Genomic DNA, 15014 nt, shown 5'->3' on the forward strand with positions numbered 1-15014 from the left:
AACACGTCTAATTAAGATAAACGGTGACTTCAATTTATAAGAAGGGCATTGTTGATTATCACTTATCGAAATACGAACTGGTTAGCCTATCGACAAGTATGAAGATGTGCTAGCCCTATTTTGGCACACAGCACTGGCAACGATTATTTTACATCAATCAACGTAAGGGGAATTACGGTGAATAACATTTTTAAATTATCTGCTTTAGCATTGTTCGTGACATTGAATGTCAATGCCGCGACAGTCGATTTACGTGTGATGGAAACTTCCGACATACATAGTAATTTGATTGATTTTGATTACTATAAGGATAAGCCGACTGAGCAATTTGGTTTAGTACGAACAGCAAGTTTAATTAAAGCCGCAAAAGGCGAGGTGACGAATGCGGTATTAGTGGATAACGGTGACCTGATTCAAGGTAGCCCTTTAGCAGATTATATGGCGGCCAAAGGGCTTGAAAATGGAGAGTCTCACCCAGCTCATAGCCTGATGAATACGATGGGATATACCGTCGGTAACTTTGGTAATCATGAGTTTAACTTTGGCTTAGACTATCTTAAAAAGGCGATTGCAGGGGCTAAGTTCCCTTATGTTAACGCAAATATTATTGATGCTAAGACAGGCGAAAATTACTTCACACCTTATATTATTGTTGATACGCCCGTTAAGGATCGAGACGGTAAGCGTCATAATTTAAAAATCGGTTATATTGGCTTTGTTCCTCCACAAATTATGATTTGGGATAAGCCAAACCTGACAGGCAAGGTGACCGTCAATGATATCACTGAGACCGCGAAAAAATTTGTGCCTCAGATGAAAAAGGAAGGGGCGGACTTGGTTGTGGCAATTCCGCATTCAGGCTTTTCACAAGAGCCATATAAAGCGATGGCAGAGAACTCCGTTTACTATCTCAGTGAAGTGCCGGGTATCGATGCCATTATGTTTGGTCACTCTCACGGTGTATTCCCAAGTAAAGATTTTGAAAATATCAAAGGCGTTGATATTGAAAAAGGAACCGTTAATGGTATCCCTGCCGTTATGCCTGGTCAGTGGGGGGATCACCTTGGCGTCGTTGACTTGGTGTTAAGCAATGATAAAGGACGTTGGGAAGTGCTTAAAGCAAATGCTCATGCCCGCCCTGTCTACGACAAAGCCAATAAAAAACCGCTAGTCGAACGAGATGACGAGTTGGCTAAAATTATCGATAAGCCTCACAACGATACACGTCAATTTGTGGGGAAAATGATCGGTAAAGCTTCTGATAACATGTATAGCTATTTGGCATTAGTACAGAGTGATCCGACGGTACAGATTGTCAATGATGCTCAAACTGATTATACAAAGCATTATATTCAAGGTGACCCTGATTTAGCGGATCTTCCTGTACTTTCTGCCGCCGCGCCATTTAAAGTTGGTGGTCGTAAAAATGCGCCAGATGAATTTGTTGAGGTTGAAAAAGGGGACCTTACTTTCCGCAATGCGGCTGACTTGTATCTATATCCAAATACTTTAGTCGTAGTGAAGGCAACAGGCGCCGAAGTCGTTGAGTGGCTAGAATGTTCCGCTGGGATGTTTAACCGTATTGACCCTCAATCAACCTCACCTCAAAACTTGATCAATTGGGAAGGATTCAGAACTTATAACTTTGATACTATCAGCGGGATTAATTACCAAATCGATCTTACCGAACCTGCAAAATATGACGTAGATTGCCAACCAGTTAATTCACAGGCTAATAGGATCAAAAATGTTACTTATCAAGGCAAACCCATTGATCCAAAGGCCACTTTCTTAGTCGCAACCAATAACTATCGTGCATACGGCGGTAAGTTTGCAGGTACAGGTGATAACCATATCGCATTCGCTTCCCCAGATGAAAATCGTTCAGTATTGGCATCTTACATTGCTAAAATTTCCAAAGAACAAGGTGAGGTGAAAAGTAAAGCCGATAATAATTGGTCTTTCTTACCGATTAAAAGTGATAAAGCACTCGATATTCGTTTTGAAACATCTCAAAGTGATAAAGCCGCAAAATTTATTCAACAGACGGCACAGTATCCTTTAGAAAAAGTAGGAAATGATGATATTGGTTTTGCTATTTACAAAATTAATTTAAATGGTAAATAACTAAGTATCGATTTTAGTATTATTATTAAAAACTAATCATCAAAACCCCCTTTATTATTAAACTGGATTTAATAATAGGGGGTTAATATTTTTGTTTGCTCAATAAAAAGAAGAACATTCAAATAAACTAACTGAGTCATACAAACTTGGTAACTAAATATTGATATACGACAAAATGGTTAGTCTAATTATGCATTGTCATACATATTATATCCAAATAAAAATGAATAACGTAATTTTGTTCATGTTGTTTATAGATAAATAAAATTGATTTGTTATTAAAGTCTAGCTCTGACAAGATTAAATAATTAATCATGTTAGTTATTATTGATATATCTTTATGGCGATTGTTTTCTCTAAAAAATAGATCGTAAAAAGAATGTGTTTTATTGATTATCTAAAATAAAGGAATAGAAATTATCGTCTGATAAAGGTTCTATTTTTGTCAGTAGTTATATTGCCTTGCAGTATTTTCCACTTATTAAAGGCATTTTTTTGATTTTTACTGTCAATAAATGATGGTTATATTGTGATGTTGTGTTAAAGGAGGGGGGTTATTTGAAGTAAGATAGTGATGAGGATAATCTAAAAATGTAATTAAGATAATATATATTAAAGTATAAAATTGATGTTTTATGATAAAAATGTCGTTTTTTCAATTTAAATCGGAATTATAAACCTTTAGTTGGGATTTAAAACTGAGTGTTTAGATGTTAATTCTGGATTGTTTGCAAAGGTTAACATTATGTTTTTATTGTGGTTGTTTATTTTAGAGTGGGGTTAATAAAATATATTATTCGCAAAAATCCACCTACTCTTTAGTGAGTGATGTTATTTGTTTTTAAACTATGAATGCGTAATATATTAGTCAAGCACTGATCTGAATCAAAGCATGAATAATAAATTCTAAATTCAGAGGTACTCTTACATGTAAATTGAAAAATACAAATATTCATTGTCTGTTGGACAACGAATTAAATCGTTAAGATTACAAAATGGTTGGAGCGGTGAAACGCTTGGTAAAATAACTGGAATAAGCCAACAACAAATTTCACGATTTGAACGCGGAATAAATAGAATAGATGTTGAATCATTAGCAAAATTTGCTAATGCATTTAATGTGGATATCGTAGTTTTATTATCTGATTACGACAAGACAATTTACGATAAGAATATATTTATTGCGAATACTTTAATTATCTAATTTTTTGGAATGTAGTTCTAAATGGATTTAGCCCTATATGTGTAGTTAGTCATCCTTATTTTTAATAATCAAGGATTGGAATTGTTTTATCTTACAAAGGTTAAATATGAAAAAATCACTTTTAGTTTTATTCATTGCATCGTCAATTTCAGCATCAGCATTAGCTGCGGATGGTACTATTACGTTCAACGGTGAAATTACATCTACAACCTGTGATGTGACAACAGGTAATGGTGGTGACTTCACTGTAACGCTGCCAACTGTATCAACGACAGCATTGAATGCAGCAGGTGCGACAGCAGGAAACACCTCATTCACTATCGACTTAGCTAACTGTAGCGTTAGTGGTGTTGATGTTGCTGCTAACTTCGAAAGCCTAAGTTCTGGCGATGCTGTAACAGGTAATCTTATTCCTACCGTTGCACCCGCTAACGTACAGATTGGTCTAGCTGACCAAGCAGGTAACTTAGCGAAAGTAAATGGTGCGCCAGTTGGTAACCAGCCAATTGTTAATGGTGCTGCAACACTGGCATACCAAGCATTTTACTATGCGAAAGATGTTGTAACCGCGCCAGGTGCAGTAACAGCACAAGTTAACTATACATTGACTTATCCATAAGAAGTTAATTCTGTCAGAGGAAATTATTCCTCTGACAGATCAATAAAAAATTAAATTATTACAATTTTAAGTAGGATTAGGTCATTATGATAACTAGGCTGCCTATAATAAATAAATTAATTTTATTTATTTCATTATTCATTGTATCAACATCACTTTATGCCAGCGTTATTATCAATGGAACGAGGGTTATATATAATGAAAAAGCGAAAAGTAAAACAGTACAGTTGGTCAATGATAATAAATGGCCTGCTTTAGTACAAGTTTGGTTAGATACTGGAGATCCTAATGAGTTACCTGAAAATATTAAAACACCATTTTCAATTACTCCACCAATATTTAAAATGTCTCCAGGTGCAGGTCAAAATTTAAGATTAACTTATTTGGGAGGCGCATTACCTAAAGATAGAGAATCTATTTTTTACCTCAATGTGTTGGAAGTTCCTCCAGAAAATGAAGAGACAACTTCACTAAATAAAAACACAATGCAAATTGCAATTAGGTCTAGAATTAAATTATTTTATCGACCTACAGATGTTAAAGTACCAGCACAGATAAATGAAAAACTTTCTTTCTCATTAAAGAAAACATCAAAAGGTAATAAGTTATTGATAAAGAATAATTCTCCATGGTTTATTACATTCCAAACTGTCACTTTATCTGATGGGAATAGAAAGCTAAATTTAGAAGGTAATATGGTTGCGCCATTCTCTGATATTTATCTTAATCGTGGAAATGGTGTGGCAATACCCAATGAGTTTATGAATGCAAAAAAAATTAGCTACTCAGTCATTAATGATTATGGTGGCTTAGATTCCTACGAGTCTAATTTATAATAAATGGTATTGCTATGAAAATAAAATTAATTTTTATAATGGTATACTTATCCTTAGGGTATGGTAGGGTTGCATTAGCGGTAGAAGAAAACCAAAGTGAAAAGAAATATTCTTATAATGAAGGTTTCTTAATTGGTAATGCTAAAGATATATCAATAGATAAATTATCAGAAGACCAGATCACGCCTGGAGACTGGTTTGTTGATGTGTATTTAAATAACGAGTTTATTTATAATAAAGAAGTTAGATTTTATGAAAATAGCAAAGGACGAGTGGTTCCCTGTTTAACCAAAGAAGATATTGATAGCTTTAATATAAAACCTGAATATTTAGGTTTAATAACCACTGATGGTGCATGTGAAGATTTAAATGCGTTGTCAAAAGATGTCCAAGTTAATTTAAAGCAAGAAGTCCTACGCTTAGATATTTTAATTCCTCAAGTCATGGTGGAGCATTCTGCGCGCGGCTTTGTGCCTATCAGTGCTTTGAATGAAGGTATCCCTGCTTTCTTTATGAACTATAACCTGAATGGATATAGTAGTCGTAGTCATGGGGAAGATGAACATTCTGCTTATGGAAATATATCAGCAGGGCTTAATCTAGGTTTGTTTAGAATTCGCCATCAATCTAACTTGCAATACAATCAAGATGATAAATTTCAACACGAAAGCATTAGGACTTATGTTCAACGAGCAATCCCACAAATAGAAAGCGAATTAACTATTGGCCAATCATTTACAGATGGAAGCTTATTCGATAGCTTTTCATACACAGGCGCTGAATTAGCGACTGACAATCGAATGCGCCCACAGTCAATGCAAGGTTTTGCGCCAACCGTCAGAGGGGTGGCGAATAGTAACGCTAGAGTTAGAGTTATTCAAAATGGTTTTGTGATATACGAAACAAATGTTTCTCCGGGTGAATTTACGATCAATGATCTCTATGCAACGGGTTATGGCGGCGATTTAACGGTTGAAGTTACAGAGGCTAATGGCAGTGTTTCTACATTTATTGTTCCGTTCTCTACGGTACCTGGATTATTAAGACCTGGGCAAATCGACTACAGTATTGTGAGTGGTAAATTACGCGGCGATAATACTTCTTCTGATATTTTTGTTCAGTCTACCCTGAAATATGGTTTGAGTAATATTTTCACGCCATTTGCTGGAGTACAGTACAGCAATAAATACCAATCTGGATTATTGGGTTTTGCTGTTAATACTCAAATTGGTGCCTTTAGTTTTGATATGGCAAGCTCAAAAGCTGAATTAGATAATAATCATACCTATAATGGCGCACGTGCACGTATAACATGGAATAAAGACATTAATGCGACAGGCACAAATATCGCTTTAGCAGGTTATCGCTATGAGTCACAAAACTATTTAAGTTTATATGAAGCGAGTTCTTATCGTGATAGCTATTTATATAGCGGTGGCACGATTAATCCAAGGCGTTCTCAATATATATTAACGGTTAATCAGAATTTAGCTGATTATGGAACGATGTATATCAGCGGCTCTTTGCAAACTTGGCGTGATGATTTGCCTGATACTAAGCAATTGCAAGCCGGTTATATGAATAACTTTAAAGGTATTGGCTATAGCTTTACCTATATCAAAATGTACCGAAATAATGAAGAGGGTGGTGATAATAACTACATGTTTAACGTGTCAGTGCCATTCTCACTTTGGTATCCAGAACAGAATACGTTATTGAGTAGTTCAATCACTCGTTCAGACTCAGATAATCGTTGGGCAAATAACACCACGATTAGTAGTTCTTTTGGTGAAGATAATTCTATTTCGTGGAATGCTACAGCAAGCAATGTTGGTAACTCAAATAGTAGTTTTTCAGGCAATATTCAAAAGGATTTTTCTTCTGCATCGGTTAATGCCGGTTATTCTCAAGGACATGATTTTAAATCCCTCTCAATGGGCGCGAGTGGTGCACTCGTTGTATATGAGGGCGGGGTTATTCCGTCTCGTTATTTAAGTGATACTTTTGCTATTGTAGAAGCTGATGAAGCGGAAGGTGCGGCAGTATCTTCATGGAGTAATATTGTGATTAATGGTAATGGGCAAGCAGTAGTCCCTTCATTAGTCCCTTATCAATACAACACACTTTATCTTAATACTGAAAATATGAGTACGGATATTGATCTTGATAATAACTTAATCAAAGTTGCTCCTTATGCCGGATCTGCTGTTCTCGTGAAATTTGATACGAAGAAAGGTAATAACATTACTTATCGAATTACATTGCAAGATAAAAACGCAGTACCCTTTGGCGCTGATATTTATGATGAAAATAACAATAAAATTGGTTTAGTTGGACAAGGCGGTTTAGTTCATTTTAATTCTCAATCTGAACAAGGCACTGTTTTTGTTAAATGGGGTGAAGATAGTAATCAACGTTGTAAATTTGATTATCGTATCTCGGATAATAATTCTATTTCAGAATCCATTTGTTATTTCTATTGAGGTTAACATGAATATTAACCGTAAATATAAAGTTGCGTTGCTTTCAAGTTTAATGTCTACTCCTTTTGTTGCTAATGCAATTTGTACGATGGAGACTTATATTAGACCAAATCCTGCGATACATGTTGGAACATCAGATCCAGTTTCTATTTATGGTTTACAGTTTCAACCAGCAGGAACAACGTTAGCAACAAGTTATATATCAGCGGCACAAATGGCAGCAACGCATGGCTTGAGTCCTGAGCAAGTTCTATTTCGTTGTGCGGCCGCTGATGCGACTAGGATATTCGAAGGTTATTATATGTTTAGAGCATATTATTCGAATTTAACACCTGCGCAAAATATTAATGGTATTCCTTATTGGCCAATATCAGTTGTTTACGCCAATAATACTTATACTGCAACTTCAGGGGTCGATTATGAGTTTTTTTTAGGGAATGGAATTAGCGCGACGACGGCATTCCCTAACCAGCCTAATTGGTCAAAAAGAATCGGTTATGATGTTGACCCAGCAAACCCAAATTTTATTCTTGTTAAAGCAAAACATTTTTCGGGTGTGACCAACCATCAAATTCGTTCTAAAGTGCCCATCACTGCTAATGGATTTGATGCTACGATCCCAAATGAATCAAGAGCCTTTGTCTTTTTTAAAGGGCCAGGAATCAATGATACCATGGTATCGAATGGAGGGAATGGCGCTCCACATACGCCGGGATCATTTTTTAATATTGGACAAAATGCAGCCAGCACAACAGCGGTTAATTCGTGTACCGTAGAAAGAAATACGTCAAATGTGAATTTAGGGAGCCACGCTGGAAATTCGCTTCCTTCAACCCCTGTCAATTTCTCTGTTACAGTAAAATGTGATACCGGCGCTGCAAATATTCGATATGGTTTTGCTCCCGGTATGGAAAATATAAATCAAAATATTACCGATGTATTACTGCTTGATCCGAATATTGGTTCAACAGCGAAAGGTGTTGCTATTGAAATTTTAGATGCAAACACGAATAGAGTCCCTTTATTGAGTTTATCCGCAAATGGTGGGCAAATTTCAAATAATAATAATTGGAAGCCATTACCCATTCCTCCTTCGGGTACTTCAACATCGACTGTGGATGTCAATTTTTCAGCCCGTATTGTAAAACATGGTAGTGAAGAAATAACACCGGGTATTGTAAGAAGTAAAGCGACTTTTATGCTGAATCAAAATTAAAATTTTTCTTTTACTGATGAACACACTTTTATTTTGGCTTTATTTATGTATTTAAACTTATAGCATTAGGGAGGGATTGTGATGGGGCTTAAACGTATATTTTTATTAATAGGTATTACATTATTATTTTTTACGGGGCTGGCGAATGCCGCTTGTGTAAGAATGAATGGTGGTATCTCAGGTGGACCCATTATTCTTGGTTCTAAAGTGGATTTATATATTTATGGATTGGAATTTCAACCAGCAGGGACGCAACTTTATATTGAGTCATTTTCCAATGCCAATATGGCCTCTTTAATGGGAAAAACATTAGAAACCATCGTGTTTCAATGTGATATAACGGATGCAGATAATATATTTGAAATGTATTACTTGCCTAGTGGAGCTATTGATAATGGCAACTATCTGTTTATTGCTAATGGTATTAAATATTGGGCCGTAAGGGCACCTGAATTAAGCTTTCAAATGTTTTTAGGAATGAATAAATCGGTTGATAATCAGTATGATAATAGGGTGAGTAGACGAAAAATAGGTTATGAAGTCGATCCTGTCAATAGCAATAAAATAAATATCAAAATGAAACATTTTTCAGGCGTGACCTTGGAACAAGCCCGTTCGACTGCTGCTGCCAACTCGAACTCATATACATCAATTGCAGGATTTGATCGCGGCGCAATAGGCTTTTCTGGGCCGGGTATCAATGCCGCTCAAGGGAATGCTGGGTTTCCTAGCGCTGGGAGTTATTTACCTATTCGTATGAGGCCTGTTGGGGCTCGAGTCGTATCAACATGTGGCTTGAGTGCCGTACAATCGACGGTGAATTTAGGAAGGCATTCTGCTGCTGATATTCCTTCTATTCCTGTGCCATTTTCATTTACATTAAAATGCCAAAGAGGCGCAAGAATTAGCTATGGATTTGCACCTGGGGAAGAAAATAGAGTAAAGAATGAAACGAACTATTTGTTATTAGATCCTAATTTAGGTTCAACAGCAACTGGCATAGCCATTGAAATCTTAACGTCTTCAGGGGTTCGTAATAATTTACTAAATTTAGGTGTTGTAGGAGGGCAAATTCCGGCGACTAATAATTGGACTCGCGTGCCAATTCCAACGACAGGGGCTGCAACGCATGAAGTTCAACTGAATTTTTTAGCTCGCTTTGTTCCCTACGGTGGTGTTCCAATTACACCCGGTAGAGCGAATAGCAAAATGACGATAATGTTAAATACTAATTAGTTAAGATGATGAATGATAACGATAAAATAATGTCGTCAATAGAGTTGAAAGAGTTAGCCAACTATCGCTAACTCTTTCAAAAAAATACTACGTTAATCATAAGTAATATTGAGGGTCGGTTTATTGTTAAATTGGTTATATTCCACTTTGACATAATCAGAGCTAAGTTGCTTGGCGTTCTTGAGTGAGCTAGTTTTAGTTAAGTTTTTACCATTGCGATAACATTCCAGGTTAATTTGCTCACTATTTGACACGGTGACTTCACAGAGTGGTTCATAGACATAACCCACAAAGGTAATCGTGCCTCCACCTATTTTGTTTGTTGCGGCATGAGAGAAAGTGAAACTAGAAATGAGTACAGCAGTAACAGTAACAATTAAAGATAAACGTTTCATTAGCATCTACCCCCTAGTTGGAACTAGCGCTACTTTAATAACACGGATAGCGCGTTACGAATTCTCATCTCTAAGTTTAGTTCAGTTACGAGTAAAAAATATGACATGTACTAAAGAAACATCGATTTTCTTTAGCATATTTTGTTTTTGAGTGATTTCTAACCGAGATAGGCAGGCGGGAGTGATATATAAAAATTCGTAAAATGAATCTTAATTGGATTTTTAATCTGTATGTATCCCGTATTTAGTGGGTTTGACGAGGCTTGGTGGGCGGTTTTTGCTTTTATATTTGGGCGTAAATATTCAGTGATAAAAGTTATTGATGACAACATTTTGAGTATTAAATAGAAACCGCCCAAATTTTATCATTTTTGAATCCCTTGGTGTTGGTTGGCATTGCAAAGTTGTAGCGATTTAATGTAGAAGGTGATTAGCCCCTATTTATAACAAATAGGGGCATTTTTTATTATCGTTTTATAATGAATTACTTGAAGATTTTGAAGCGTTCTTCATCATCCATAAAGTCTTTATCACCTGCTGGGGCATTGATTGAACCAAATACCATTTGAGCACGTAATACCCAGCTATCCGGTGTTCCCCATTCTTTTTGAACTTGGTTATCAATTAATGGGTTATAGTGCTGTAGTGATGCACCGACATTTTCTTGTGCTAATGCCGTCCAGACCGCAAATTGCGCAATACCACTTGCTTGTTCAGACCAAATAGGGAAGTTGTCAGCGTAGAGTGGGAACTGCTCTTGCAGGCTTTTAACGACATCCATATCTTCAAAGAATAAAATAGAGCCAGCACCCGCAGCGAAACTGTCTATTTTTTGTTCTGTTGCCGCGAAAGCTTTTTCAGGAACAATTGTACGCAAGATTTCTTTGGTGAGATTCCACAATTTTTTATGCTCTGCACCAAATAAAATGACGACCCGTGATGTTTGAGAGTTAAAAGAAGAAGGTGAATGTTTCACTGCTTCTTTAATTAATTTTGTAACGTGTTCCTCAGAAACAGGTAATGCATCGCCGAGGTTGTAAATAGTACGGCGGTTTTTAATCATTTCGATAAATGCATTTGACATTTGAGTCTCCTAGCTATTTGTTAGCGCACGGCATTATATTAAACGTTTCAGAAGCCGTTATTCGTTAGTTGAGTATTACTATAGCGTTGTGGCGAAAAAATCATAGAAAAAAAAATTAACGATAAGGTTCAAATTTTTCGCTCTAGTGTGTGCTGGATTAATGATGTTTTAAATCAATATGATATGTTTTGTTGCTTTGGTTTGAAACCCTATTTTGGAGAGTGCTTTGAATGTTCGGTGAGTGAAATTGAAAGAGGTTTATGCCGTCAGGAACAGGTATAACCATATGTAATCTATCGTTATACCTGACATTTTTTATTTGAGAGTAGATAAAGGCTGAACAATTTGTATTTTTGTGCCACCAAAATTGTCCTGAATATAATTTTTAACCGCGTCGGTATGATAAAGTTCAGCTAGTTTATTAAAGGCTGGGTTATCTTTATTTTCTGTTTTAACGACGAGTACATTGATCATATTGTTAATACTACCATCATTTTGTTCTCTAAATAATGAATCTTTAAGTGCATTTAAGCCACCTTCTTGTGCTGCGGTATTTCCAATAACAGCAATATCGACATCAGGTAATGCTCGTGGACCATGAGCATACTTAATTTGTTTAAATTCGAGTTGTTTAGGATTTTCAACAATATCATTAACTGACCCTGTGGCTTGGTTAAAGTCTGGTTTTAATGTAATAAGTTGAGATTTTTGCAACAATAATAATGCTCTAGCATGATTTGCAGTATCATTGGGAATTGCAACTAATGCTTTATTAGGTATCTCTTCTAGCGTTTTATATTTCGAGGAATAAATGGCCATAGGTTCAAAGTAAGTAGTTGTAATCGCCGCGAGTTGATGGTGGTGATTTTGATTGAAATCTTTTAAAAATCCCCAAGATTGAAAGGCATTAACATCAACATCGCCATCAATAGTCGCTTGACACCATCATCTATAATCTTAACATCGATATCTAATCCCGCATCTTTAGCTGCCTGAGATTGAGCGATAAATCGCCAAATATCAGCATCGCTTCCATGGCTACCAATAATGATTTTTTGCTTCTCTTGTGAATTCGTTTTATCAGTTTCTGTCGTTTTATTTTCATCTGAACAAGCACTCATGATGGCAACAGAAAATGTTAACAACAATACAGCGAGCTTTTTCATTTTTTTACCCTATTCGTTATTTATTTCTTTATCTAATCAGAATAAATAAGTGTTTTTGAAATAACATTTTATAAAAATAAACAACTTTTAGTTATATGAAATTAATTAAGATAGGTTATATCGATATGTTTTTAAGTTATTTTTAGCCTTTTTTATATATGGTATTTATTTATATCAGTGTGGATGAAAAAACCACTATTATGATAATTAAATATTAATAGGAATTATTATGTCATCATATCAATTACCCATTATCGATCTTCGTGAGTTAGATAATCCGGAAACACAAAAACATTTTTATCAAAAGCTACGTTTTATCGCTCGTGAAATAGGCTTTTTTTATCTTGTTGGTCACGCTATTCCAGTCGAACAACGAGAGGATTTGCTTGTTAATATGAAACGGTTTTTTGCCTTACCGAAAACAGAAAAAGACAAGATAAACATGAGCCACTCAAGGCATTTTCGTGGTTATACGGCCTCAACGCAGGAGAATACCCGAAACCAGCCTGATTATCGGGAACAAATTGATATTGGGGAAGAACTGCCAGCATTAGCACTCACAGAGCAGGACCCTATTTGGTGGAATTTACAAGGCCCTAACCAATGGCCTGAAACACTACCTGAATTGAAAACAGCGGCGTTAGCGTGGCAATCAGCCATGAGAGACATTGCCGTGAAATTAATCAGAGCGTTTCTTGTGGCATTGGAATTACCTGAGAATAGTTTTGATCAGATTATTGCCGAGCCTGCTCAACATTTATTAAAGTTGATTCATTATCCGGCACGGGATGACCAAAATGAAGGTGGGCAAGGAGTTGGAGCGCATAAGGATGCGGGAATACTCACATTATTATGGCAAGATAATATTGGGGGATTACAAGTCGAAACAGATAATGGTTGGGTCGATGTTGCTCCGTTAGAAAATGCTTTCGTTGTCAACATTGGAGAAGTGTTTGAATTGGCAACCAACGGTTATTTACGCGCAAACGTGCATCAAGTTGTTAGGCAAAAGAATAGTGTTTCACGTTATTCGATTGCTTATTTCATCACGCCAAGTGTTTTTGCCGATGAAGTACCATTATTGCCATTACCCCATTATCTTGCTCAACAAGCATTGGGGCCAGAGAGTGATCCCTTGAATCCAATGTTTACCAATCTAGGAAAAAATGCAATTAAAGGGCGATTACGCTCACATTTATCGGTCACACGTCAGTTTTATCCGGAAGAATACGAGCAAATTGTTAAAAATAGCAATATCTTATGATGTACTCAGTATAAAGCTGTAGATTGATCTTATTGGAGTACAACGATGTCAAGTCGCTATTATAAAAAAGAATTAAATGGACACACACTGTCACCAGAAACATTGATGATGAGTTATGGATATGATCCTGAACTATCCGAAGGGGCCATTAAACCTCCTGTTTTTCTAACCTCAACTTTTGTATTTAAAACAGCTCAGGAAGGAAAAGACTTTTTCAATATGGTTAGTGGGCGCACACCTACACCCGATAACCAAAAACAGGGGCTAGTCTATTCACGCTTCAATCATCCTAATAGTGAGATTGTTGAAGATAGGCTTGCCTTATATGAAGGTGCTGAAAGCGCTGCGCTCTTTTCGTCAGGCATGTCTGCAATTACAACGTGTTTGCTGGCATTTCTCAAACCTGGCGATGTGTTATTACATTCTCAGCCCCTGTATGGTGGCACAGAAACCTTATTTTTGAATACGCTAGCTCGATTTGGGATAACGCCAGTGGCATTCCAAAATGGGTGCGATGCGGAGTCTATTCGAGAGGTGATTAACGGTATCGATCCTGAAAAAAGGATTGCGGCGATTTATATCGAAACGCCGTCTAATCCATTAAATACGTTAGTTGGTATTCACTTACTTAGTGAGATAGCGCAAGAAATTGCTCAAACACGACAAAGTGAAAAACCGCTACTGATCTGTGATAACACGTTATTGGGACCTATATTTCAGAAGCCTTTAGCGCTGGGTGCCGATTTAAGTGTGTATTCACTCACTAAATATGTCGGCGGGCATTCGGATTTGGTCGCGGGGGGCGTCGTTGGACGCCGTGAATTACTTGATAAAGTGCGAGCACAACGCAATGCAATTGGCACTCAACTTGACCCTCATTCAAGTTGGATGATAGGACGTTCATTAGAAACGTTGCAATTAAGAATGGAAAAAGCCAATGACAATGCTCAGCAACTTGCTACTTTTTTACACCAGCATCCAAAAGTAAAAAAGGTGCATTACCCTGCGTTTCTGTCCGAGGAAAGTGCGGAGTATCAAGTTTACTCGGCGCAATGTTCGGGAGCCGGTTCAACGTTTTCTATCAATGTTGGGGATAATGAGGAAGATGCGTTTAACTTTCTGAACCACCTTGCGTTATTTAAATTAGCGGTGAGTTTAGGTGGCACGGAGTCGTTAGCATGCCATCCTGCTTCAACGACACATTCAGGTATTGCGGAATCTGTTCGTCGCTCCATTGGTATTGAGAGTAATTTAGTACGCTTATCTGTCGGTATTGAAAATGTGAATGACTTAAAAGAAGCATTATCACAGGCATTAGAGGCGATTTAAACGTAACGGCAGCAGAGGCTATTGGCCTCTGCTGAGATAGTGATGTTGCGCACTA

General features: G+C 36.7%; 13 protein-coding genes. 9 read left to right on the top strand and 4 right to left on the bottom strand.

What is annotated here, in order from left to right; translation table 11 throughout:
• Positions 1-177 precede the first annotated feature (177 nt).
• From G3341_RS03295 to G3341_RS03325, 7 genes are all read left to right on the top strand, one after another.
• Positions 178-2127, top strand: coding sequence for a bifunctional 2',3'-cyclic-nucleotide 2'-phosphodiesterase/3'-nucleotidase (locus G3341_RS03295; RefSeq protein WP_163860698.1), 1950 nt, complete (start codon positions 178-180; stop codon positions 2125-2127).
• A 955-nt stretch (positions 2128-3082) separates the two neighbouring features.
• Positions 3083-3331, top strand: coding sequence for a helix-turn-helix domain-containing protein (locus tag G3341_RS03300; RefSeq protein WP_244316470.1), 249 nt, complete (start codon positions 3083-3085; stop codon positions 3329-3331).
• 106 nt (positions 3332-3437) lie between these two features.
• Positions 3438-3950: a fimbrial protein gene (locus G3341_RS03305; protein ID WP_154622576.1), complete on the top strand. Its 513-nt coding sequence runs from the start codon at positions 3438-3440 to the stop codon at positions 3948-3950.
• Positions 3951-4036: 86 nt separating this feature from the next.
• On the top strand, positions 4037-4786 hold the full coding sequence (locus G3341_RS03310) for a fimbrial biogenesis chaperone (RefSeq protein ID WP_163860699.1): 750 nt from the start codon (positions 4037-4039) through the stop codon (positions 4784-4786).
• Positions 4787-4800: 14 nt separating this feature from the next.
• Entirely contained in the window at positions 4801-7269 is a 2469-nt protein-coding gene (locus tag G3341_RS03315; RefSeq protein WP_163860700.1) for a fimbria/pilus outer membrane usher protein, read from the top strand.
• 7 nt (positions 7270-7276) lie between these two features.
• Positions 7277-8485 carry a fimbrial protein gene (locus G3341_RS03320; RefSeq protein ID WP_163860701.1) on the top strand — a complete coding sequence of 403 codons (1209 nt, stop codon included), beginning with the start codon at positions 7277-7279 and terminating at the stop codon, positions 8483-8485.
• A gap of 81 nt (positions 8486-8566) precedes the next feature.
• Positions 8567-9721 (top strand): fimbrial protein, encoded by a 1155-nt coding sequence (locus G3341_RS03325; protein WP_163863482.1) that lies wholly within the window; start codon positions 8567-8569, stop codon positions 9719-9721.
• Positions 9722-9813: 92 nt separating this feature from the next.
• Here G3341_RS03325 and G3341_RS03330 read toward each other — a convergent pair whose 3' ends face one another.
• The 4 genes from G3341_RS03330 to G3341_RS20605 all read right to left on the bottom strand — a co-directional run bounded on the left by G3341_RS03330 (position 9814) and on the right by G3341_RS20605 (position 12366).
• Positions 9814-10116 carry a hypothetical protein gene (locus G3341_RS03330; protein WP_154622321.1) on the bottom strand — a complete coding sequence of 101 codons (303 nt, stop codon included), beginning with the start codon at positions 10114-10116 and terminating at the stop codon, positions 9814-9816.
• 484 nt (positions 10117-10600) lie between these two features.
• Positions 10601-11200, bottom strand: coding sequence for a nitroreductase family protein (locus tag G3341_RS03335; protein WP_154622320.1), 600 nt, complete (start codon positions 11198-11200; stop codon positions 10601-10603).
• 315 nt (positions 11201-11515) lie between these two features.
• Positions 11516-12130, bottom strand: a complete 615-nt coding sequence (locus G3341_RS03340) for a MetQ/NlpA family ABC transporter substrate-binding protein (RefSeq protein WP_244316503.1) — start codon at positions 12128-12130, stop codon at positions 11516-11518.
• Positions 12082-12366: a hypothetical protein gene (locus tag G3341_RS20605; protein WP_244316471.1), complete on the bottom strand. Its 285-nt coding sequence runs from the start codon at positions 12364-12366 to the stop codon at positions 12082-12084. The genes G3341_RS03340 and G3341_RS20605 overlap by 49 nt, the downstream gene beginning before the upstream one ends.
• A 229-nt stretch (positions 12367-12595) precedes the next feature.
• Here G3341_RS20605 and G3341_RS03345 point away from each other — a divergent pair, with 229 nt between their 5' ends.
• Together G3341_RS03345 and G3341_RS03350 are read left to right on the top strand one after the other, a co-directional pair.
• Positions 12596-13630, top strand: a complete 1035-nt coding sequence (locus tag G3341_RS03345) for an isopenicillin N synthase family dioxygenase (protein ID WP_154624274.1) — start codon at positions 12596-12598, stop codon at positions 13628-13630.
• 45 nt (positions 13631-13675) lie between these two features.
• Positions 13676-14959: a cystathionine gamma-synthase family protein gene (locus G3341_RS03350; protein ID WP_154624273.1), complete on the top strand. Its 1284-nt coding sequence runs from the start codon at positions 13676-13678 to the stop codon at positions 14957-14959.
• Positions 14960-15014: the final 55 nt, after the last annotated feature.

Origin of the sequence: Providencia vermicola, from assembly GCF_010748935.1 — a bacterium.
Classification (GTDB): Bacteria; Pseudomonadota; Gammaproteobacteria; order Enterobacterales; family Enterobacteriaceae; genus Providencia; species Providencia zhejiangensis.

What these genes read in the sequence shown, in the direction of transcription:
- G3341_RS03305 (WP_154622576.1), top strand. Translation starts at nt 3,438, where the DNA reads ATGAAAAAATCACTTTTAGTTTTATTCATTGCATCGTCAATTTCAGCA.
- G3341_RS03310 (WP_163860699.1), top strand. Translation starts at nt 4,037, where the DNA reads ATGATAACTAGGCTGCCTATAATAAATAAATTAATTTTATTTATTTCA.
- G3341_RS03315 (WP_163860700.1), top strand. Translation starts at nt 4,801, where the DNA reads ATGAAAATAAAATTAATTTTTATAATGGTATACTTATCCTTAGGGTAT.
- G3341_RS03320 (WP_163860701.1), top strand. Translation starts at nt 7,277, where the DNA reads ATGAATATTAACCGTAAATATAAAGTTGCGTTGCTTTCAAGTTTAATG.
- G3341_RS03325 (WP_163863482.1), top strand. Translation starts at nt 8,567, where the DNA reads ATGGGGCTTAAACGTATATTTTTATTAATAGGTATTACATTATTATTT.
- G3341_RS03330 (WP_154622321.1), bottom strand. Translation starts at nt 10,116, where the DNA reads ATGAAACGTTTATCTTTAATTGTTACTGTTACTGCTGTACTCATTTCT.
- G3341_RS03335 (WP_154622320.1), bottom strand. Translation starts at nt 11,200, where the DNA reads ATGTCAAATGCATTTATCGAAATGATTAAAAACCGCCGTACTATTTAC.
- G3341_RS20605 (WP_244316471.1), bottom strand. Translation starts at nt 12,366, where the DNA reads ATGAAAAAGCTCGCTGTATTGTTGTTAACATTTTCTGTTGCCATCATG.
- G3341_RS03345 (WP_154624274.1), top strand. Translation starts at nt 12,596, where the DNA reads ATGTCATCATATCAATTACCCATTATCGATCTTCGTGAGTTAGATAAT.
- G3341_RS03350 (WP_154624273.1), top strand. Translation starts at nt 13,676, where the DNA reads ATGTCAAGTCGCTATTATAAAAAAGAATTAAATGGACACACACTGTCA.